The organism is Clostridium lacusfryxellense (assembly GCF_018861735.1).
Classification (GTDB): domain Bacteria; phylum Bacillota; class Clostridia; order Clostridiales; family Clostridiaceae; genus Clostridium_AD; species Clostridium_AD lacusfryxellense.
In genome coordinates, this window is the sequence record NZ_JAHLEB010000024.1 from 11,465 (window position 1) to 31,384 (window position 19,920).

Sequence of the window (19,920 nt, forward strand, 5' to 3'; positions counted from 1 at the left end):
AAAACTATTATATCCCTTTATATTTGTAATTTAAAGTAAAAAATTCTATAATAATCATATGGCCGGTCTTAGCATTTTTCAAAATATTACGTATAAGATTTATCAATTATAGGCCCCCGCACTAATTAATTATATTATAGCGACTAAAAACTACCGAAATATATTTCCAGTAGTCCTAACCTTTTAAATAATGCCCTTTAAGATTTTCTGAATGTACTAAAACAGTTGAATAACCTTAGATCCACAACATTTTTTATATTTTTTACCACTTCCACAAATACAAAGATCATTTCTTCCTATCTTAGGAGTAGAATTATTGTTATGTTCTGAATTTAATTCATTAAAGGTATATCCTTTTAGTCTCCAAAGTCTAGTGTTATTTATAAAACTATTTATTTCTACTAATAATTTTTGAAGGTCCGTTTCACTTATATCTTCCAATGCATCTATGATATTTTCTATTACCTCTTCTCTTTCATTTTCTTGAATATCACTATACAAATTAATTATAGTCATTTCAATCTGTGTATCTTCTATTTTCCAATTATTCTTTAAGTATTTTTTTAATCTCATGGTTATTTTATTGTAAATTAAATAATCTACATTAGCAGCTTCAAGTAGCTCAGCCTTTTTTATAACACAGAACTCCCTATCCCTTGAAATATTCTCTCTTTCATTAATAATAGTGCTAGTATCTTCGATTGGAGCCATTATGCTATTAGCTATATCCCCTTGTAGTATATACTCACCATAATAATCTTCACCACTTGCAATTACTGCGTAAATATCAGTTTCATCTAAATCATAGTCAATATAATTATTAAGCATTTTTATATAATCGTCCATAAATAGTACGCCATAGTTATAGGTCATTCCCCAAAACAGCTTTACTAGTTCTGTATTTTTAGCTAATATTCCCCTATAGTGCTCATTATCTAAGGATTTTATAGCATTTATTGTTTCATTTGGCATGATTAAATATATACCATCTTCTCTCATAGCTGCAAATACAAATCCGCTTTCTAAATAATATTCTGGATTTGATGTGATATTATCATCCTCAAAGGACATATACCCATTCTTTTGCGCTATAATTTTTAAAAATTCATATCTTTCACTATCAATTAAATATAGTGCCTTTGTTGTTTTCTCTTCATATACCTCCAAAAGACTTTCTACCAATTGCCCTTTATTAAACTTAGATACCTTCGTAATGTTTAAAGTAGATGCTATTTTTAATAACTCAGTTTTTGTATTACATTCTAATAATTCACTTAAATCATGTGTAAACTTACCTCTTTTTAGTCTATTTAATAATTTATTTGCTTTATTTTTAATTTCTAGATCCATATCATCCTTTGTAATATCTAAAAGAGATTCAAAATCCAAATCCTCTATATCAAATTGATCATCTTTTTTAAATGGAACTATACCTTTTTGCCCTTTTGTTTTAGTTTTCTTAAACTTAAACTTATTTCCTGGTAAGTACTGTTTTTCTGTATCTCTTTCTCCTTCATATCCACAAACTCCATCTCTAGGTGAATTCGTATATTCAGGTACATTCACCATATCATCATTATCTTCTTCTATGCAATTTTCACAAAAAAACTTTTCTTCTGCATAATCGAAATACTCTGCCTTTTGATTACAATTCGAACAAAAATTTTGTATTTCTTCATTTCTAGCTAATATTTCTATTTCACTATGTTTTTCCCCTGTTAAATACTCATCAATAACTTCAAGTTTTAATGTAGTGGTAGAACCAAAATCATAATCATATCTAAATTTATCACCTACAGAAATTACCTCTTTCAATTTGAAATCCATTGTTTCGTCATTATAAAAAAATTCAGAATCGACCTCCACTGAAGAATCATAATTTACATCACCTATAATAAAACTACTTAAGTGTCCACAACATTCTAACCAAATATTTCTTAAAAAACTATCTAAATTCTTTAAAGTTGAATCTATATCTATAGCTATATATAAACAATACTCTTTTGATCCATACTGTGGAACTATAGACAAAGTATATTGACTCTTAGTTTTTTTAGAACTCGCCATAGATTCTTCTATATTTTCTTTTCTAACTTTACAACCTTTAACATGCCTTTTAACAGTTCTTTCTGATAATTCCTCATTGCAATAATAACATTTACCATTCAAAGCTTATCCTCTCCATTTCTATATCTTAAATTTAATAATATTATAATAACGAATAAAAAACTTCCAAAATATATTTCCAATAGTTTGCATAGTACGGTATTATTTTACACTATTGTTTTTACTAACTAAAGACTGAGTAAAACTACTATTAGGCAATTATCTGTTTAATCAAAAAAATATTTATCAATCATTTAATTCTACACCTTCACTTCCTTGATTATAAACTATATCTGCTCTAAAGGCATCTAACAACAACTCTTCGTACTTTCCATATGAAATTAAATCTCTTTCTTTTAATTCTTCTACCTTTTGTACATATTCACCAATTGAAAAATATTTCTTTGCTTCTTCGGATGACTTATATAATTTATCATCATATCCTAATCTCATAGCTTTTTGTGAAACTGACACTTTTAAATTATTGCTTGTATTCCAATCTAGATATCCGTCAGATGTCAACCTGTATAACATTGTTTGATGACTTAATTGATAAAACTGTTCCATATTTATAATATCTTTTATAGTCAATGCATGATTATCTATCATATTATTGTCTTCTAAATAGGCTCTTAGTGAATCATACGGTGCCAAGAGATAAGAGGCAAATTTATCTGCCTCCTTTTCACTATCTGATTTTAATTCACTAATATCCATTTCGCAAATAACATTTCTTAGTTCCTTTTCAAAAAATAGGTGGTATACCTCGTGTGCCGCTGTAAATCTTTGTCTTCCGTAAGATAAGTTTGAATTTATTGCAATTATTTTACTATTTCCCTCTCTAATACACATTCCACTTATTCTATCAGACATTGGGTAAAATATTATAGTAATATTCTTTAAATTATTAATTAATGAAAAAATATCTATCGGTGATGAAGGGTCTTCATTTAAATATTTTCTCATTTTTAAGGCATTTGAATTTAATTCAATACTACTTTTCAATAATAACCTCCTCCAGCATTAAGTTAATAAACCTGATATTAAGAGCTACTTTATTTATTGCTGATATTATTTCTAAATCCTCATTCTGTAAGGTATTCGAACGAAATGCAATTGACATTGGTGTGTACTTCTCATCTTCAATTTCAAAATATTTTAAAGTACACCCAAACAAATTACATATTTTTTCCAATATATCTACACTCAATTTCCGTTCACCTTTTTCAAATTTTGAAACATAACTTTGGTCAATATTTAAAAAGTTTGCTATCTGTACTTGGGTTAAATTACTACTTTCACGTAACTCTTTAAACCTTTTACTTGCTAAGTTAACATTTTTCATAACAATTCCCCTCTCATATTACTTTCATTATATTATAGTTTTGTCATAATTCCAATCTTATATTCATTATATATTATGACAAAATTATTAAAATGATAAATAATAGCATCGAAGGTTCTCATAATTAGTCCCATAACTCCAGCTAAAGTAGGCGTGATAGTCTGTCCTAATCCTTGAAGCCTAAATCTGTAAATAAAAAGAAGTGCTAACACAAAATACATTGATCTATTAATATTTAAATAGATTTATGCAAGCGATACTACATTATGATAACATGAGGAATAATGCGATTTGGCGACCTCTTCTCATATTATGCGACAGTAATGGATTACGTTTACATTTTTGGATTTGATTATTAAAATTTTAAGTGTTAGCATTTTAACATAACCAATTCGCCGAACTGATTATGCTAAATATGAAGGAGGTATTGTTATGAACAAGTATCAAAAACTTTTTGAACCAATAACTATAGGCAAGTTAAAATTAAAAAATAGACTTTCCATGGCTCCAATGGGTTTGATTTTTTATTCTGACCCAAATGGTGGGTTTAATGAAAATGCGCAAAACTATTATGTAGAACGTGCTAAAGGTGGTATTGGATTAATTACTACTGGTATTTGTAACGTAGATTACAATGAAGTGGAAGATTTGATAATGCCCTGTCCAACATATAGACCTGCATTATTTTGTAGTTCTGTAGCCTCTATGATTGAAAGAATCCATGCTTATGATACTAAAATAATGTTACAGCTTACAGGTGGTTTAGGTCGTTCTGCAATTCCAGGGCTTGTAAAAAAGCACATAGCCCCATCTGTTAATGAAAATCGTTTTGACCCAAGTATAATGCATCGAGAAATGACAATTGAAGAAATTCAAGTTTTGATTAATAATTTTATAAAATCTGCTGCAATTGCTAAAAAAGGCGGTTTTGATGGTGTTGAAATCCATGCAGTACATGAGGGTTACTTACTTGATCAATTTGCAATCAGTTTTTATAATAAACGTACTGATGAATACGGCGGAGATTTAAGAGCAAGATTAAAAATCGCAACCGATATTGTAAAAGGCGTGAAAAAAGTATGTGGTGAAGATTTCCCAGTATCTTTGCGTTTTAGTGTTAAATCCTTTATAAAAGCTCTTCGCCAGGGTATATTACCAGGTGAAGAAGCCCAGGAAAAAGGAAAAGATTTAGAAGAAGGTTTAGAAGCTGCAAAGATTTTAGTCGAAGCTGGGTATGATATGTTAAATGTTGATGTAGGAACTTATGATTCGTGGTACTGGAATCACCCACCAATGTACTTTGAAAAGGGAATGTATCGTGAATTTGGAAGAGCTGTTAAAAAAGCAGTTGATGTGCCTGTTATACTTGCAGGTAGATTGGATGATCCGGACATTGCACTGGATGCGCTTAATGGTTGTTGTGATATAGTATCATATGGACGACCACTTCTTGCAGATCCCTATCTTCCAGAGAAAATTCGCACAGGAAATTTTAAAGATATTCGTCATTGTCTTTCTTGTCATGATGGATGCATGGGAAGACTTGCCACAGGGTCCCCATTGTCCTGCGCAGTTAATCCTGCTTGCGGAAGAGAAAATAAATATGGTTTAGTAAGCACTGATTCTCCAAAGAAAATATTAGTAATTGGTGGTGGACTTGCAGGTATGGAATGCGCACGCGCAGCAACAATTCGTGGTCATAAAGTAACCATAGTTGAAAAATCCAGTAAACTAGGTGGAAATATTATTCCAGGTTCTGTTCCAGATTTCAAAACCGATGACAGAGAATTAATTAAATGGTACGAATACCAATTAGAAAAACTTAGTATAAATGTTATAAAGAGTACACCAGTAGATAAAGCATATGTTGAAAACTTTGATGCTGATATAATTGTAGTTGCAACAGGTTCATCTCCAATTAGTATTAATTTTGGAAGCGAAAATAATGTATATACTGCAAATGAGGTGTTACTAGATGTATCCAAAGCAGGCAATGAAATAGTTGTTGTTGGTGGAGGACTTGTAGGCTGCGAAGCTGCCTTATGGTTAGCACAGATGGGTAAAAAAGTAAGTGTTGTTGAAATGCAAAGTGAAGTTTTAGGTGGACCTCACGGAATGCCTATGATGAATTATTCAATGTTAGTTGAGCTTTTAGCATTTAACAATGTAGATGTTTATAAAAATACAAAGGTTGAAAAAGTAAATAAACATTCAGTTATTATAAATAACGCAGAAGGTCAAGCCGAAATTTCAGCTGATACAGTTATTACCGCTGTGGGTTACCGTCAAAAGAACGATTTGTATAATAGTCTTAATGATGGTGAAAAGATACTTTATAACATAGGAGATTCTAGAGAAGTTCATAATATTATGAACGCAATTTGGAGTGGTTATGAATTGGGAAGAAGTATCTAGCTACAATTTTAAAATTAATATATGAGTATAAAGACCACAGAATATAATATGTCTGTGGTCTTTTAGTATCCTAAAATAGAAACTCACCCTAAAAAAATAGAGCTAGCAGATAATTTAATATCCGCTAACCCTACTTACCTTCTTATTATGCTACATCAACTATACTAGTATCAGTAGTAACTATTTTAGCATCTTTCTTGCCAGTTAAGTTACCATTTGTTGATGCGAAAATGTTGTTTGTAATGACTAAATCCATTAGAGCGTTAACCTCAGCCTTCGTTACAGTTGGCACTCCATTCTCATCAGCTTTAATGTCATCTACTGTTAAGCTAAAATACTTACCTTCTATTGATGTTAAAAATCTTAAAACTAAATTATGCATAATACTTGTCCCCCTTTAAATTCTTTAATTTTTTAATATTTAATTCATAAGCTGCTAGCTATTCTGTAACTAGGCTGTACTGATCTTGTCTGTCAAGGCCGAATAGTGGATAAGTTTTGATGTTAGAGATAGCTTGTCCTATTGCAAAGATGTCCTCGTCTGTTGCAGTAACTTTTAAGTTACCCATTGTTTTTGTTACGAATTTGTCTTTCCCATTAACATCAATACCTACCTTCATTGTAAGTTTTAATGCACTGGCTACCTTTGTGGATACTACTGCCATGTCAATCACTCCTTTCAATTTGCGTTCACTAAGTATATATGTCGCTGCAAAAGTTTGTGCGCAAGATTTTAATATATACTTACATAAGTGCCTTTAGCTTTTTAAGTGCTTTCTTCTTAATCCTTGCAAAGTAATGGTAGCTTTTATCACTATCGCAAGCAATTTCTCCTAATGAGTGTCCTTGAATATAAAACCTTTCTAATATTGTTCGTTCATAGGGCTCTAAGGTTTCTAGCGAAACATACAACTTTTTCACTTCCTCATAAGCAATGACCTCATCCTCTAATGTAAACTCATACTTATCTGCCGCATCTAAATCTAACATATCATTATTTGGAACCTCCCTAAAATGCTTTATTTCTCTTTTTAGTAGAGCTTTATAGTTCATTCTTATGGCATTTATACAATATCCATTGAAGCTATTGCTGCCAAGCTTATACAATGCTATAGCTTTAATTACTGAAAGATTCCCATGTTGAATTAAATCAGTTATTTCGAATCCTGGAATGTGGTACCTCGAAGCCTCCTTAAATATGAGATATTTAAACTTTTCTAATAGTTTCTCTGTAGCTCCATTAATTTTATTTTTTGCATCCCCAACCAACTCTTCCATAAAATACACCTACCTTTTAATTTTTAGTATATGATATTTATAAAATGAATTACCTCTACAATTGGCCTAATAGCTGCTTTTCTAGGATATCAAAGTCATATTGTCTTTGTTCATAATCGCAGAATCCGCCCTGTTTAACATTTTTACCTGTCTTCTTGTCCTTTTTATTGATCCATTGTTTTTGATATGCTATTACCTGACTTTCAGTTTTTACATCATTATTTATCCAGTTATTAAGTACTTTGGAAATATATATAATTGTTTTGACATTATAGCTCACAGCCTCATTGATAGCCATTATTATAATTTTGCTACTTACCTGTTTTGTAAAAGCTAATATTATTTCTTGCACTATAGGAGATATAACATGTATGTTCTCTTCAAAGACTTTGATGACATTTTTTATTTCATCTTCTCCTTTAATAATTACCTGGGCTTCTTTAATAATTACCTGGGCTTCTTTAATCATTACTGCTTCTTCTTTATTCTTTAATCCTTGCTCATTATTCTTTACTTCTTGTTCTTTACTCCTTATTCTATTAGTTCCATGCTCTATGCAAGGGGCTATAGAGGGGCTACCAAGGGGGATTTCTTCAGTAATTTTATCATCTTCTAAATTTTTATCTAAATTGGTGTTTTTGCCTATACATTCCTCCACTATAAAATCCTCAAAAATTTTCTTAACATCTAATTGAGCTGCCTTGCATATATCAAACAACACTTTAATAAATTCTTTGCTTTTTACCCGTTTCAACTCTTTCTGAACTCCTAGCACTGAATTTATGTTATTGGGTGAATTATACTTTATCCAATTTAGTATCATAATTTCTTTAGTATCCTTGTTGTATAGAATCTTACCGAAGTCGCAAAATCTTTTAATTAGCTCCTCTACATAATCTTTACTATACCCCAGCTCTGTGGCAATGTACTTTGGCGAGATTTCATAGATGCCGCTCTGAGTGGATTTTGTATTAGATATAATATATAAGTAAAAGTACCTTTCATCCGGTTGAAGGTCAATCACAAAGCTGTCACTCCAAAATTCTGTAAAGATCTGTCTGTATTTTGCCATTATTTATTCCTCCTATAATTATATTTTTAAATGCATCAGCAATCTAATCTTTTATCCTCAGCATCAAATTTTACTTTTATAAATTTACTGTGTTTTCATTTTACTATTAACTGTAGTTAACGGTTTTGGTAAAAAAATATACTCTCTGTAATCTAACTGATTATCCGTACACCACTTCATAATCCCATTAAAAAATTTAATCCCTGGAGTGTTATTATTAACCAATACTCGATATACATGTGCTACGTCTACTCCTATAGCCTTAGAAAGCCTTGTGTAACTACTATTAAACCTTTCATTCATTAAAGTCTGCAGCGCATATTTATTTAAACCCATCTAATCCCCCCCTTAATTATTACATTATTTGTAATTAATTCATTGTCTGCAATTAATATATCATAACTATTCCTGCTCTGCAATACTTTTTTTACCATAATTATATTTATTTTCTATAATGCATTGACTATAAACAATACAAAATGATATAATACTTATTAAAAGAGGTGATTATTTGGCTGACTACAGTAATTTTGATCTAGTTACATTTGCTATATTATTAGAAAAAGCTAAAGGTGATCGTTCAATTACTCAATATGCAAATTCAGTTGATGTAAGTGCTGCCCATATCTCTAGATTACTTCGAAAGCTAGTAAATTGCCCACCATCTCCAGACACAATAAGCAAATTTTCTAGTGATGCTTCAAATGGTGTTACATATAGTGAATTAATGATGGCTGCAGGTCATATAGATGATAAAACAGAAGAAACTTCTATAGAAAATAAACGAGCACTAACCAAAGAAAATGAGAAGAAATTTTTTCAAGTTATTTTATCTGACCTATATACCCGCGATTTTGAGTGGAATTTAAATAAAACAATAAATGGACCTGTTGATTTAATGATTGAGATAAGTAACTGGGAATATTCCAAATGGTACATTCAAATTAAACCATTTGTTACTTCTAGAACAATTTATAGTATTTATGGAGAAATAGCTTGTATTGAACTTACCTCAGATTCTAAAGTATCTATCGCCGTTGGAAGTAATGACGAGTTTGATTTTCTAATAAATACCCCTCCTAAATCTTTAAGAGCAAATCTTTATGTGATGCTGTTAAATTTAAATAGTGGAAAAATAATTAAAGAGGAAGAGCTATGCCAGTATTAACCGGTCATAGCTTTTTCTTATACTCATATCGCGTATTACTCTAGTTTTTCTATCTAAAATACTTGAAATGCAGGTATACGGATTTTCAACAATTATTATATCATCTATATCATTTGCCGATATTTCTTGATTATTTTTATTTTTACATACTATTTTATGAATTTCCGCATCATACTCCCCTTGTTTATCTTTAGTTATTTTTGATAAATATGCATTATCAAAGGTCTCAAATATCTTTCTCTCAATAGTATCTTTATCGAATTTACAAGTTCCGCCTGCAATAACCTCTTGAGCTTCTTCTAATTTACCAATTATATCATTACGAGTTGTTGCAACTTGCTGCTTTAAACTTTCAATAAAAGCCTCATAATCATTTCGTGTATATTCCTCGTAGGAGCTCGTCTTATCAATCTTTGTTATTACTACTATACATTTTTGATCTGATTTAATAATATCCTTTAGTTCAACAACAAACTTACCATCAACTAATTCTCCACCTGTAGCAGCCGCTATAATTAGTATCTTACAATCTACCTTAAGATTAGCACTAGTGCCTTCTTCTATTTTTTTATTTCCTTGTAGGTTTCTAAACACAACTCCTTCTTTTAACTTTTTAGGTAGCCTCTGTTTAGTTTTATCATCAAATTTTAACATCAATATTGCATGTTCAAAAAGTAACCTATATGATACTATTTCATGAAATTCTTCTAATTGTTCTTTGTATTTATTAAAGATTTTTGTAGGTACTATAGTTTTTTCTAAAATATTTTCCTCATCTAACGAAATTTCATGGCGATACCCATAAAAATTATCTATATTTAATTTTGAATATATTATATTATCAAGAAGTTTTATAAGATTTTCATTTGTTATGTTGTTTATTATATAATTTCGAATATCATCCTCTTTTGTAAAATTCAGCTGCAATTCTTTTGCTATCTCCTGAAATTTTTGAATTAATATAACATTCCTAAACAAATTATACACACCTTGAAACAATTCAATATTAGTCTTAGCACCCATGTCATTATTTTTCATTACGCCTGCACTATTTGCCCCATGAGTAATACATTTTTTAATATCAAATTTATATTCTGGGTTTATGTTTAAAGCAACTAAAATTAAATCGCTAATTATATCACTTTTAGTTCTCGCCTTTAAAAAAAGCCTACTCTTTGTATCCTCAAGAATGATTATATCTGTCTGTATTATATTACTATTTCCTGACGTAGAAATAGTCTTACTTAACATCTTCTTCCCTTCCTCATCTACAAATTGTAGGCAAAAAGTAGTTTTACCAGCTCCACTAGCCCCTACTAAATCGATAATAATAGGTTTCGCAGTTTTGATTACTTGTTTATAGAAAGTTATACTCTCAGTTACACTGTCTACTTCTTTATTAACTCTTTTCAAATCATTAATGCTCTCTTCTACTTTTTCATATATCATAATAAACCCCCATATTTGCATATTTTGATTGTATATAATAGCCCATCTTTATTCATAATATTTACTATTATGTAATTATATTCTGCAAAACTTTCATATTCCCTTTAATGTGAAATAAAATACACAATTTGTTCTTATTTTGCACCTTTATGTGTTTTAGTTTGGTGAAATATTGGACGTGAAAAAAAGGCAGTAGCCAAAGCTACTGCCAAATGTCCCAATAAATATAATTTCCTGGAGTATTCCTCTTAAATTATTCAAATGCAATTTCCCCGTTACATAACCAATTGCAGGTACACGCTTATTCCATGTATAACCTAATTAAACTTGGAAAGCTATGACCATCGTCTAAAAAATATTGTAGATAAGATGCAAATTCGTCATAATTTTCTCTATACACTTCCAATATTTGTATTAAATTCTTTCTCGCATCTGTTAGAATATAATTATTAAGATTTAAAAGTGCAATAGTATATGTCGCTCTTATATTTCTCATATCCTGTGCATCCTTATATGTTGGAATAATTTCTCCACTAGCTAAATTATATGTTAGATACTCTTTAGGGTTTTATTTGCTGAAATATCATCATTTCTAATATTTTCTAATTTCATTGTCGTCTTTAATATATTTTCCATGGTATGCCCATATGTCTCATCTATTTTATCATCGTCAAATAAAGATACTCCATTTTTGTCTTTAATTAATATTCTGAGCTGCTCTGCTTTAATATCCCCCACTATATGAGGTGAATGAGTTGCAATTATTAATTGATTATTAATACCTATGTTTTCATAAACCTTTATTATTTTTTGCTGCCACTCTGGATGTAGTGATATTTCAGGTTCATCTATTAATATTATTGAATTATTAGCGTCTAAAAATTTCAAAGATAATGCTCTTAAAAATAATTGTTTTTCTCCTGAGGACAGTCCATTTATATCAAACTCTTTGCCCAAGCTATTTTTAAAAACAGGTTTTGTGTCTTCATCCTCTGACAATCCTATAAGTTTAACATCTAAATCCATAATAAAAAATATACTGTTTATTTCATCGCATACTTTATCAATTACTTCACCAATAATTTTATTTCTATTTTTAAATATCTCCTTATTTATCTTTGTAGCTATGAATGAAGGAACATTTTCCGTTATGCTTTGATCTACTATATTTAAAAAACTAGGTAAAAACTTAAATGTATTATCTACCTTTTTAAGCTTATCAAAATTAATTTCTGCGGGCATATATATCACTTTAGGATCATCCTTATTACTATTAACACCTATAATATCAGGATCTAATATTCCAACCTCTCTATCATCAAGCTGAACAGTTGTATGGAAATTTCCAGGCTGCAACTCAATTTCAAGCGAATTTATTGGATTATACCCCTTATAATCAACTTCAAAAGATTCAAATAAACTTTTAACAAGGTAGTCTTTCCAGTCCCGTTATTACCAATAACAACTACAGTATTTAAAGGAATTCCTTTGCTATCACAAAAATCTACTTCTAAATTATTTAGTATTTCATGATTATTAAATATAATTTTTTTTAACTTCATTTTTTCACCTCATTAAAATTATTTAGAATCTATATTCATTATTTCCATATTTACTGCTCAATTACCGAGATAAATTTATATACTTAATATTATTATACCCCAAATACGTATTCCATCAAAGTAATACGTAAAAGCTTCTCAAAATGTGATAATTTTATTTTATACTTACCCATCTAATGATATATTTATTGTCTAAGATAAATTCAAAAAATGATGAGAACAATAATATCTCATCACTTTTATAATTCCCATTAAAGATTTACCTTCATAAAATTTATGACCACCAATCCAACCTAAAAATAAGCATAAAAGTAAAACCATCATATTTTAATTTTGCATTCTAAAATTGCCTTTTTAATGCCTTTATAATCTGTTACTATAGGATTCAACTTTATTAAGGGATTAATACCTATGCTCTTTTGTGCGCCCATTTCTTCATTGAGTTGCTCTGTTGGTACTATATAAAACTCCCATTGGTCTACATTTAAAGGATCTACTGTAGTCTTATCTTTATGTTTTAACAAACAAAATACGTATACATCGGCTTGTCTTTTAGCCTCGCAATCATATTTATTACTTTCACTATCCAATCTCTTTGTAGGACTAATATCGAATGATATTTTAGAATGCTGTGTTTGCCTCCACGATTGCAAATAAGCAGCTGACCGCTAACTACTTTTCTTTCTCTAAATGCTAAAAGAATAATAGCTATAAGTCCTATAATAATGACTGTAGTAGACGAAATATTACTCATATATGTACTCCTCTCTATAATATTATTGTGTGTGTTACCTTTTTAGGTTAAAATACTTTTACATAAAATATAACATTCAATGTAATACCTTGTATAAACAAGAAATGCCGCGAAAGTCTCCCTTCACGACATTTGTTATGTGCCTATATCTAGCCTATACCATCATTTATGCTTATTTAATATGCAATAAGGCTATATTTAACTGCATAAAAGGTGTCTAATTGAGAATATCTACCCCATTTATGCATGATTTATCCCTTTATTTTTAGTCACTTTTCTTAAAAAAAGATAGTTTATATAATAAACTATTATTAACATAATCGACCTTTATAAATTGCTTAAAACCAATTAATAAAAGAAGGTAAACCTCTATATTTACATGAAACATTAGATATATTATTATATAAATTTAAAACTGATTTAGGAGCTTTAAACCTATTTGTGGCTAGGTATAATGTTATAGCATTACTTAGTTTTGTGCAAATAAGGCTATACTCTTCGTCATGTTCAAGTTTTATTTTAAATGGAATAAGAACATTAGTTAAATCTTGATTATTTTTAACTTCAGAATCATTCAAAACATCTTTTAATTCATTTAATAAAGGATAATTTTCATTCATTTATACAACACCTCCTTAATAGGCCCATGAAGAACATAGCTTCAACCAGAAGTAACATCTTATATTAAAACGTTGATAAATACTTCATTATAAACCTTTTGTGCTTCGTTAATTGCTAAAATTAAATATATAGCAATGGTTTCTCTGTTTTCATAACCTTAATCTGATCTGATCTTATTATCTAAATTATTTTATAGAGTTTATATTAAAAATTATTACAAGTCGGTCTCAAAAAGTTCCTATAATGTAAAGAGTAGGAACTTTCTCTGAGATTAGCTTACCATATACATCTAAAATACTCAATAAAATGCTTTAAATACACCTAAGTTCTAGTTCCAAAATTATATCAAGATATTTTATTATTGGAGGAACATTTTAAAGAATTAGATAGTATATTCTGCCATCACTTAAACAAATATTTATGTTTTAACTTTTTTCTGATTCAATTTTAATGTTTTAGTAATATTATCAATCTCTGTATATTATTTAAAATATAAATAAAAAGGTATAATGTGGTATAATGTGGTATTAAAGAATAATATAGGAACTATAAAAGTGTTGCATATTATAATATTATAGAAAACATGTTATAATTTTATAATATTGTGTATATTCTAAAATATAATTCATTAAACATTGTATTTTATTAGGAAGTAAGGAGGACATTAAAATGTCAAAAACTTTTTGTATGAGTTGTAAAAAAGAAGTTAGTGAGGATTTAAACAAATGCGAATGTGGAGGCGAATTTTTTGTATATGGGGACAAATTTCATTTTGGAGTAAATGGGATAACTTGCAATTGTGGAAACGATAAGTTCTCTTTAAATTTGCATATGGATTATAAAGAAAAAGCAGTAAGCAATTTCAACTGTACTAAATGCAGTAATCTTGTTGTAACCGAAAGCTATAGAGACAAAGACGATTTAATGTACGTACTTGAGTGATGAATAATAGTTGAATATATTATACAATTTAGTGAAAACTAATACAGTGGGTGTAATCGGTTGATCGTCAACACTCGCGGTGAAATTAACATAGAATAAATAGAGAGGAGATGGTATATTGAAAGCTGTACAGGTAATAGGATATGGGGATATAGATAAGCTGAAAGTTGTTGAGATAGCAATACCAGAACCAAAAGACGATGAAGTGCTTATAAAAGTCAAAGCCTGCGGAATTAATAATACAGAGATTTGGATGCGTGAGGGAGCCTATGGTGAAGACTCAAAGTCCGGATGGAGAGAAGAAGGGGTAGAATTTCCAAGAATACCTGGTTCAGATATAACAGGGGTTGTTGTAAAGGTTGGGAAACATGTAGATGAATTTATGATTGGCAAAGATATTGTGGTCTTTCCTTTTACATCTACCGGTCCTGAAGGATTTGAACATATTTCAGAAGATATGTCCTTTATTGGTTCGGAATATGATGGTGGGTATGCAGAATATGTGGTTTGGCCACCTAACCTATGTTTTGATATGCCCCTCACTAAATATATAGAAAGTGCGGTCTTTTCTGTTAGTGGGCTGACTGCATGGCATATGGTAGAACAAATAAAGCCACATTCTGAGGAGACTATACTGGTAACAGGAGCAAATGGTGGTGTAGGCTCAATGAACGTACAAATTGCTTCGAAAATCTATGGAGCTAAAGTCATTGCAATAGTAGGGGATTTGGGTTTGACAAAACAGATGAAAGAATTAGGAGCAACGCATGTCTTATCTTATAAATCGGAAACCTTAGTCCAAGAAATCATTGGAATAAATGGTGGACCGATTGACTCTGTATTAGATGTAGTAGGCGATTCCTTGTTTAAAACAGTGATTAAAGTATTGAAAAAAGGTGGTAAATTATGCATTGCCGGATCCATAGGTGGACAAAAAACTGTACTGGACTTAAGAGATATATATCTAAAACATATTACGATTTTTGGTTCTGTATTAGGGACCCAAAAAGAGTTTAAACAAATGCTGGATGCTATATCTGAGGGTAAAATTCAACCAGTCATTGACCGTACCTTCCCGCTAAAAGATGCTGGACTGGCACAAACCTATTTTAAGACAACAGGTAAATTAGGTAAAATTGTATTGATTCCGGAAGACTTCTGTATAAGCACCTGGATTCACATTAAATTTACATTAGTTACATTTGTTGTAACAACAACAGTTCCATTTTCATCAGTTCTCTAAACTGGTATTTCCTTAGCCTTTAATCTGGTCATAATATCTCAAATTTTTAAACATTAATTTAATACTATATTAAACAATATTGTATATAAATGAATACACAAAAATACAAGTTTAAAATAATCTTATCCATCTTTCCCTCCTCTATTTTTTACAAATAAAAATGCCAGTAAAAGTAAATTTCTCTACCTCAACTGACTGGTATGCACGTAATTTAACAGGTATACCTTTATTACAATTTTTAGCATTTTATCAATCTATAGAGTTTTATTTTCCAATTTATTAATTCACTTTTAATGCTTTAGTAATATTATCAAGCTCCTTTAATTATGCTGCAAAACTATCATTGTTTCCCACAGCATTTCTTATATTTCTTACCACTTCCACAAGGACAAAGATCATTTCTACCAATTTTAGATTCCTCTCGTACTGTAGGTTCCTGTGGCTCATATTCTTTAAGTCTACCTTCGTTTTCTTCATTATCCTCTTCATCAAAAAATCTCTCTACTATGTGTTTATAATTACCCGACTGTTTTTTATACTCCACTTGCATCTTTTTTCTTTCAATGTTATTAGTTAACTTACTAAAAAACTCTGCCTTTAAAGCGTACAAATCTGGATAATCCTTTTCTAGCTTTTTAATAGAATCTTTGTCGTTATCATAATTATCTAATACGCTACTCTCCTGATAATGATTCATTGCTTCTTTTTCTTCTTCATCATGCATCCCTAATTCATTATTTGGAAGTACATTGAATGCAATAAGAGCAACGGTCTCATGGTTTATTTTTCTATCTTCTTTCATATTACGAAAATTATCAATATATCTCATATAGTTTGCAATTTCACTTTTAATCTGTAATACCTCTTTATCTTCAGGTATTATCTCTGCTGCCTTCTCTATTATCTTTTTAGCATCTTCCATTCTTTCCATTTGCATTAAATAAGATGCTAGGTCAGATAGTGTAGATGTTATATTCTCTTTTATTTCATCATCATTTATTGCAAGCTCAACCAACTTATCTATAGGTTTATGTATTGAGGAAAACATTTCAAAGTTCATATCGATCGTTATTAGCTCTAGATATATTATTGTGTTGCCTTTTATATCAGTGACTACCTCTAATGCCTTTTCTAAAACATTTCTAGCATTCATATATTCATTATTTTCTACATACGCTTCACTTAAGCCAAGCCACAAGGAAATATTGTCACTATCAAGTTCTATTGCCTTATTGTAGGCTAAAATAGCCTTTTTATGCCAACCTCTGTTTAAATAAGCATTAGCTAAATAACCTGCAAATGCTGAGTTTTCCGGTTCCTGCGAAGTTAACTCTTCATATACTATAAGTCCTTTACCACTGTTACTATTTTTTAAATAGACTTCTGCTAGCAATACTTTTACTATTAGAGATTTTGAATCTTCTTTCTGCATCTTTTGAAGAATTTTAATTGCATTGTTTAATTTTTCTTCTTCCATATAGGTTCTTGCTAATCTATAATTTTCACTCACATCAGAATCTAATTTATTTATTGAATCATACTGTTTTCTAGTTTTTTCATTACTTAAAATTTCGTAAGCTTTTCTAATATTCATAAATTCTACTTCAAATCTATCCGGTGGATATTTTCTTACGCTCTTAAAGTAAGCCCTTTTTATATCTTCTTTTGAAGCTTGTGAGGGTAGTTCTAATATTTCATAATAATCTTTCATTTATATCACCTTTTCTCTATATTCTTTAGTATATTTTAAATGTTTTTCTAATTAAATAGTTAAAAGACTTTTTTATACCTTACCAAGTATACCATAATTATATAACTTTCATAAACTTCATTTATATTTACATTTATTACTTAAATGATTGTAAACCAAATTTAAAATATAGGCTTACATTTCACAGGATAAATTTTATACTAAATTAAAATTTCTTTTTAAAATTATGCTTACATCACCCCGTTTTAATATTATAGATGCAAAAATAAAAAAGGTTCAAAATACAACCTTTTTTATCATTTATCAAAACCCTATTAAATTATTTAATTGCAGATGGATTTTTTACTTTCATGCTTTTCACTTCACCACAATCTTTACAAAACTCAACGATAAGAAATTAAGATGGGCTCACTTGCTATTTCAAATTAAACATTTTTTTCTGAAACAACGGAAATAATATGATATTGATTTTTGTAAAATTGAATTGCCGATACTCCAACTAAGAGAACTATTCCAATTAATGAAACGCTCTGTAGCAATATAGTGTTACCATTTGTAGTTAATTGAGCATTATAGATTCCGAAATAAGCCCATGCAATAGGAATTGGAAATATAGCATTTTTAGTGTTTAATACTACCAACGCTGTCAAAACTACTGCAACAAGAAGAATAGCTACACTCCAAATTTCAGCCGCAATACCAAATCTACCCCATTCAATCTTTACGAGCCAAGCAGATATATTTACAACAGTTGCTATAAAAAGCCATCCTGAATACAAACCAAAAGTAAGAGGGAGCAACCAACGTTTTTGAGACTGAATTTTTCCAATTCGTTTTGTAACCAAAACCATGATAATTAAAAAAGCAAAAATAAAAATTGTAGACAAACCAATTAGATTATAAGAAAAACTTACAATCCACACAATATTTAGAGCACATGACAACCAAAAGAGAAAACTGATTTCATTAATTGCACGCTCATAATACGAATTGTTATTTTTTATAATCATTACAACTATAGAAATAATCAAAAGCGTATATATAACACTCCAAATGCTAAAGGTAGAAGGTGATGGTGTGATTAAGGTTGGATACATATCTGATACTTCTTTTTGTGAGAGATTATTAATTAAGCCAAAAGCCCCTGCCCCATTTACGATTAATGTAATCAATAATAAAATTGCGTTGATCCAAGATTTTGTTTTTATATTCATTTTCAACCCCCAAGTTTTTTAAATTTATTTAAAATGATAATGCTTAAATTCCATGTCAAATTAAAATATTAGCTTTGGTAAGTGCAGTTACCCTAGTGATATAATAAAAACCCCGAAACCTATAAAAAATAAGCTTGTTACCCTCACTATAATCTTGCCGCTTTTCCCCCCCCAAAAACCAACCTCTGTCTGTGGTATTATAGGAGCACTTGTATCGAACAACATAAATAGTCCCATCATAAGAACACCAACGTCTGTCCATATAAAGCTTATTATCGATAGTAATATTAAAATGCTTCCAACTATTTCCATGACTCTATCTCTCCTTTTTAATATCCAATTAAATTTACATAACAGTTTCCTCTGTAAAGATTAGTATTAATTTTCACCTTAGATACATAAAATGCCGCTTGATCATTAATAAACTTTAAGTCTTCTAAATTTCTTATAATAAGTCTAATTTCATGTTTATATTTTTTTCTCTTGTCCGCTTGTTTTCTTTATATATTTTAGTTACAATTAATCTGGTTACAAATTTATTTTTAGTTGTGTTTCCTATATAGATTTCTGAAAGTTTCGCCTTCTGCTAAAAGCTTTTATAGCTTGTAAATATCTTATATCTTTGCAGACGTAAAATAAGAACCATCACTCCTGACGATTCCCTCTTATTTTACTGCTTTTAATTTTGATATATCATTCCAGTTCTTCGATGTTATCATTTCTACTGCTGTAATATCTTCTCTAATCCCTTTAACTTCACCTTCAACTCTTGCAACTGTATGGTTGATTTTATCTATTTCTGCTTTGTGAATTTCACTCGCATGTTCTAAAGCTCTTAATATTTGTGTATGTTCATCGAGCTTATTATTCATAATTTTTAGTAAATCTAAAATTTCATTGTCCATTTTTTCACCACCTAAATATATTTATATAATATCATTAATTTAAATTTATTTCAACATAAATCATCTTTAATAAAGATGCAATTAAAGACATAAAACCACATAAATCAGATACCTTTTCCTTAATATGCTCCTTTA

General features: G+C 29.6%; 25 protein-coding genes. 4 read left to right on the forward strand and 21 right to left on the reverse strand.

What is annotated here, in order from left to right:
- Positions 1 to 216 precede the first annotated feature (216 nt).
- From KPL55_RS14150 to KPL55_RS14165, 4 genes are all read right to left on the reverse strand, one after another.
- Positions 217 to 2,169 carry an SEC-C metal-binding domain-containing protein gene (locus KPL55_RS14150; RefSeq protein WP_216307386.1) on the reverse strand — a complete coding sequence of 651 codons (1,953 nt, stop codon included), beginning with the start codon at positions 2,167 to 2,169 and terminating at the stop codon, positions 217 to 219.
- Between the two features lie 183 nt (positions 2,170 to 2,352).
- Entirely contained in the window at positions 2,353 to 3,111 is a 759-nt protein-coding gene (locus tag KPL55_RS14155) for an ImmA/IrrE family metallo-endopeptidase (protein ID WP_216307387.1), read from the reverse strand.
- Complete coding sequence (locus tag KPL55_RS14160; RefSeq protein WP_216307388.1) at positions 3,101 to 3,451, reverse strand: helix-turn-helix domain-containing protein; 351 nt, start codon at positions 3,449 to 3,451, stop codon at positions 3,101 to 3,103. The genes KPL55_RS14155 and KPL55_RS14160 overlap by 11 nt, the downstream gene beginning before the upstream one ends.
- A 32-nt stretch (positions 3,452 to 3,483) precedes the next feature.
- Positions 3,484 to 3,672 carry a hypothetical protein gene (locus KPL55_RS14165; protein WP_216307389.1) on the reverse strand — a complete coding sequence of 63 codons (189 nt, stop codon included), beginning with the start codon at positions 3,670 to 3,672 and terminating at the stop codon, positions 3,484 to 3,486.
- Between the two features lie 211 nt (positions 3,673 to 3,883).
- On the opposite strand from KPL55_RS14165, the gene KPL55_RS14170 reads away from it, so the two are divergent.
- A complete protein-coding gene (locus KPL55_RS14170) occupies positions 3,884 to 5,866 on the forward strand; it encodes an oxidoreductase (RefSeq protein WP_216307390.1) in 1,983 nt (660 codons plus the stop codon).
- A gap of 145 nt (positions 5,867 to 6,011) precedes the next feature.
- Here KPL55_RS14170 and KPL55_RS14175 read toward each other — a convergent pair whose 3' ends face one another.
- From KPL55_RS14175 to KPL55_RS14195, 5 genes are all read right to left on the reverse strand, one after another.
- Entirely contained in the window at positions 6,012 to 6,248 is a 237-nt protein-coding gene (locus KPL55_RS14175; RefSeq protein ID WP_246599513.1) for a DUF2922 domain-containing protein, read from the reverse strand.
- A gap of 58 nt (positions 6,249 to 6,306) precedes the next feature.
- Positions 6,307 to 6,531 carry a DUF1659 domain-containing protein gene (locus KPL55_RS14180; RefSeq protein WP_216305758.1) on the reverse strand — a complete coding sequence of 75 codons (225 nt, stop codon included), beginning with the start codon at positions 6,529 to 6,531 and terminating at the stop codon, positions 6,307 to 6,309.
- A 79-nt stretch (positions 6,532 to 6,610) separates the two neighbouring features.
- Entirely contained in the window at positions 6,611 to 7,144 is a 534-nt protein-coding gene (locus KPL55_RS14185; RefSeq protein WP_216307391.1) for a sigma-70 family RNA polymerase sigma factor, read from the reverse strand.
- Between the two features lie 55 nt (positions 7,145 to 7,199).
- Positions 7,200 to 8,216 (reverse strand): DnaD domain-containing protein, encoded by a 1,017-nt coding sequence (locus KPL55_RS14190; RefSeq protein ID WP_216307392.1) that lies wholly within the window; start codon positions 8,214 to 8,216, stop codon positions 7,200 to 7,202.
- A gap of 84 nt (positions 8,217 to 8,300) precedes the next feature.
- Positions 8,301 to 8,552 carry a hypothetical protein gene (locus KPL55_RS14195; RefSeq protein WP_216307393.1) on the reverse strand — a complete coding sequence of 84 codons (252 nt, stop codon included), beginning with the start codon at positions 8,550 to 8,552 and terminating at the stop codon, positions 8,301 to 8,303.
- Between the two features lie 175 nt (positions 8,553 to 8,727).
- Here KPL55_RS14195 and KPL55_RS14200 point away from each other — a divergent pair, with 175 nt between their 5' ends.
- On the forward strand, positions 8,728 to 9,384 hold the full coding sequence (locus KPL55_RS14200) for a hypothetical protein (RefSeq protein WP_216307394.1): 657 nt from the start codon (positions 8,728 to 8,730) through the stop codon (positions 9,382 to 9,384).
- Here the strand turns inward: KPL55_RS14200 and KPL55_RS14205 are convergent.
- The 8 genes from KPL55_RS14205 to KPL55_RS14240 all read right to left on the reverse strand — a co-directional run bounded on the left by KPL55_RS14205 (position 9,370) and on the right by KPL55_RS14240 (position 13,769).
- Entirely contained in the window at positions 9,370 to 10,833 is a 1,464-nt protein-coding gene (locus KPL55_RS14205) for a hypothetical protein (RefSeq protein ID WP_216307395.1), read from the reverse strand. The genes KPL55_RS14200 and KPL55_RS14205 overlap by 15 nt on opposite strands.
- Positions 10,834 to 11,134: 301 nt before the next feature.
- Complete coding sequence (locus KPL55_RS14210) at positions 11,135 to 11,329, reverse strand: hypothetical protein (protein ID WP_216307396.1); 195 nt, start codon at positions 11,327 to 11,329, stop codon at positions 11,135 to 11,137.
- Positions 11,330 to 11,382: 53 nt separating this feature from the next.
- Entirely contained in the window at positions 11,383 to 12,189 is an 807-nt protein-coding gene (locus tag KPL55_RS14215; protein WP_216307397.1) for an AAA family ATPase, read from the reverse strand.
- A gap of 17 nt (positions 12,190 to 12,206) precedes the next feature.
- Positions 12,207 to 12,395, reverse strand: a complete 189-nt coding sequence (locus tag KPL55_RS14220) for a hypothetical protein (RefSeq protein ID WP_216307398.1) — start codon at positions 12,393 to 12,395, stop codon at positions 12,207 to 12,209.
- 192 nt (positions 12,396 to 12,587) lie between these two features.
- Positions 12,588 to 12,719, reverse strand: coding sequence for an NINE protein (locus KPL55_RS26775; RefSeq protein WP_216307399.1), 132 nt, complete (start codon positions 12,717 to 12,719; stop codon positions 12,588 to 12,590).
- Positions 12,716 to 12,919: a hypothetical protein gene (locus KPL55_RS14230; protein ID WP_216307400.1), complete on the reverse strand. Its 204-nt coding sequence runs from the start codon at positions 12,917 to 12,919 to the stop codon at positions 12,716 to 12,718. Before KPL55_RS14230 ends, KPL55_RS26775 begins: the two co-directional genes overlap by 4 nt.
- The gene (locus KPL55_RS14235; RefSeq protein ID WP_216307401.1) at positions 12,913 to 13,149 is read right to left on the reverse strand and encodes a hypothetical protein; all 237 of its coding nucleotides are present in this window, start codon (positions 13,147 to 13,149) and stop codon (positions 12,913 to 12,915) included. Before KPL55_RS14235 ends, KPL55_RS14230 begins: the two co-directional genes overlap by 7 nt.
- Before the next feature lie 338 nt (positions 13,150 to 13,487).
- Positions 13,488 to 13,769: a bacteriocin immunity protein gene (locus KPL55_RS14240; RefSeq protein ID WP_216307402.1), complete on the reverse strand. Its 282-nt coding sequence runs from the start codon at positions 13,767 to 13,769 to the stop codon at positions 13,488 to 13,490.
- Between the two features lie 670 nt (positions 13,770 to 14,439).
- Here KPL55_RS14240 and KPL55_RS14245 point away from each other — a divergent pair.
- Together KPL55_RS14245 and KPL55_RS14250 are read left to right on the forward strand one after the other, a co-directional pair.
- Positions 14,440 to 14,712, forward strand: coding sequence for a hypothetical protein (locus KPL55_RS14245; protein WP_216307403.1), 273 nt, complete (start codon positions 14,440 to 14,442; stop codon positions 14,710 to 14,712).
- Between the two features lie 118 nt (positions 14,713 to 14,830).
- Entirely contained in the window at positions 14,831 to 15,955 is a 1,125-nt protein-coding gene (locus KPL55_RS14250; protein ID WP_216307404.1) for a zinc-binding dehydrogenase, read from the forward strand.
- A gap of 340 nt (positions 15,956 to 16,295) precedes the next feature.
- Here KPL55_RS14250 and KPL55_RS26385 read toward each other — a convergent pair whose 3' ends face one another.
- From KPL55_RS26385 to KPL55_RS14270, 4 genes are all read right to left on the reverse strand, one after another.
- Positions 16,296 to 17,666: a DnaJ domain-containing protein gene (locus KPL55_RS26385; RefSeq protein ID WP_216307405.1), complete on the reverse strand. Its 1,371-nt coding sequence runs from the start codon at positions 17,664 to 17,666 to the stop codon at positions 16,296 to 16,298.
- A gap of 425 nt (positions 17,667 to 18,091) precedes the next feature.
- Positions 18,092 to 18,880, reverse strand: coding sequence for a TspO/MBR family protein (locus KPL55_RS14260; protein ID WP_216307406.1), 789 nt, complete (start codon positions 18,878 to 18,880; stop codon positions 18,092 to 18,094).
- A gap of 87 nt (positions 18,881 to 18,967) precedes the next feature.
- Complete coding sequence (locus tag KPL55_RS14265) at positions 18,968 to 19,192, reverse strand: hypothetical protein (RefSeq protein WP_216307407.1); 225 nt, start codon at positions 19,190 to 19,192, stop codon at positions 18,968 to 18,970.
- Between the two features lie 353 nt (positions 19,193 to 19,545).
- Positions 19,546 to 19,785, reverse strand: a complete 240-nt coding sequence (locus tag KPL55_RS14270; protein WP_216137362.1) for a hypothetical protein — start codon at positions 19,783 to 19,785, stop codon at positions 19,546 to 19,548.
- Between the last annotated feature and the right edge of the window lie 135 nt (positions 19,786 to 19,920).

What these genes read in the sequence shown, in the direction of transcription:
- KPL55_RS14180 (WP_216305758.1), bottom strand. Translation starts at nt 6,531, where the DNA reads ATGGCAGTAGTATCCACAAAGGTAGCCAGTGCATTAAAACTTACAATG.
- KPL55_RS26775 (WP_216307399.1), bottom strand. Translation starts at nt 12,719, where the DNA reads ATGATGGTTTTACTTTTATGCTTATTTTTAGGTTGGATTGGTGGTCAT.
- KPL55_RS14205 (WP_216307395.1), bottom strand. Translation starts at nt 10,833, where the DNA reads ATGATATATGAAAAAGTAGAAGAGAGCATTAATGATTTGAAAAGAGTT.
- KPL55_RS14170 (WP_216307390.1), top strand. Translation starts at nt 3,884, where the DNA reads ATGAACAAGTATCAAAAACTTTTTGAACCAATAACTATAGGCAAGTTA.
- KPL55_RS14210 (WP_216307396.1), bottom strand. Translation starts at nt 11,329, where the DNA reads ATGAGAAATATAAGAGCGACATATACTATTGCACTTTTAAATCTTAAT.
- KPL55_RS14175 (WP_246599513.1), bottom strand. Translation starts at nt 6,248, where the DNA reads ATGCATAATTTAGTTTTAAGATTTTTAACATCAATAGAAGGTAAGTAT.
- KPL55_RS14160 (WP_216307388.1), bottom strand. Translation starts at nt 3,451, where the DNA reads ATGAAAAATGTTAACTTAGCAAGTAAAAGGTTTAAAGAGTTACGTGAA.
- KPL55_RS14235 (WP_216307401.1), bottom strand. Translation starts at nt 13,149, where the DNA reads ATGAGTAATATTTCGTCTACTACAGTCATTATTATAGGACTTATAGCT.
- KPL55_RS14240 (WP_216307402.1), bottom strand. Translation starts at nt 13,769, where the DNA reads ATGAATGAAAATTATCCTTTATTAAATGAATTAAAAGATGTTTTGAAT.
- KPL55_RS14265 (WP_216307407.1), bottom strand. Translation starts at nt 19,192, where the DNA reads ATGGAAATAGTTGGAAGCATTTTAATATTACTATCGATAATAAGCTTT.
- KPL55_RS14245 (WP_216307403.1), top strand. Translation starts at nt 14,440, where the DNA reads ATGTCAAAAACTTTTTGTATGAGTTGTAAAAAAGAAGTTAGTGAGGAT.
- KPL55_RS14220 (WP_216307398.1), bottom strand. Translation starts at nt 12,395, where the DNA reads ATGAAGTTAAAAAAAATTATATTTAATAATCATGAAATACTAAATAAT.
- KPL55_RS26385 (WP_216307405.1), bottom strand. Translation starts at nt 17,666, where the DNA reads ATGAAAGATTATTATGAAATATTAGAACTACCCTCACAAGCTTCAAAA.
- KPL55_RS14165 (WP_216307389.1), bottom strand. Translation starts at nt 3,672, where the DNA reads ATGTATTTTGTGTTAGCACTTCTTTTTATTTACAGATTTAGGCTTCAA.
- KPL55_RS14185 (WP_216307391.1), bottom strand. Translation starts at nt 7,144, where the DNA reads ATGGAAGAGTTGGTTGGGGATGCAAAAAATAAAATTAATGGAGCTACA.
- KPL55_RS14260 (WP_216307406.1), bottom strand. Translation starts at nt 18,880, where the DNA reads ATGAATATAAAAACAAAATCTTGGATCAACGCAATTTTATTATTGATT.
- KPL55_RS14190 (WP_216307392.1), bottom strand. Translation starts at nt 8,216, where the DNA reads ATGGCAAAATACAGACAGATCTTTACAGAATTTTGGAGTGACAGCTTT.
- KPL55_RS14270 (WP_216137362.1), bottom strand. Translation starts at nt 19,785, where the DNA reads ATGGACAATGAAATTTTAGATTTACTAAAAATTATGAATAATAAGCTC.
- KPL55_RS14195 (WP_216307393.1), bottom strand. Translation starts at nt 8,552, where the DNA reads ATGGGTTTAAATAAATATGCGCTGCAGACTTTAATGAATGAAAGGTTT.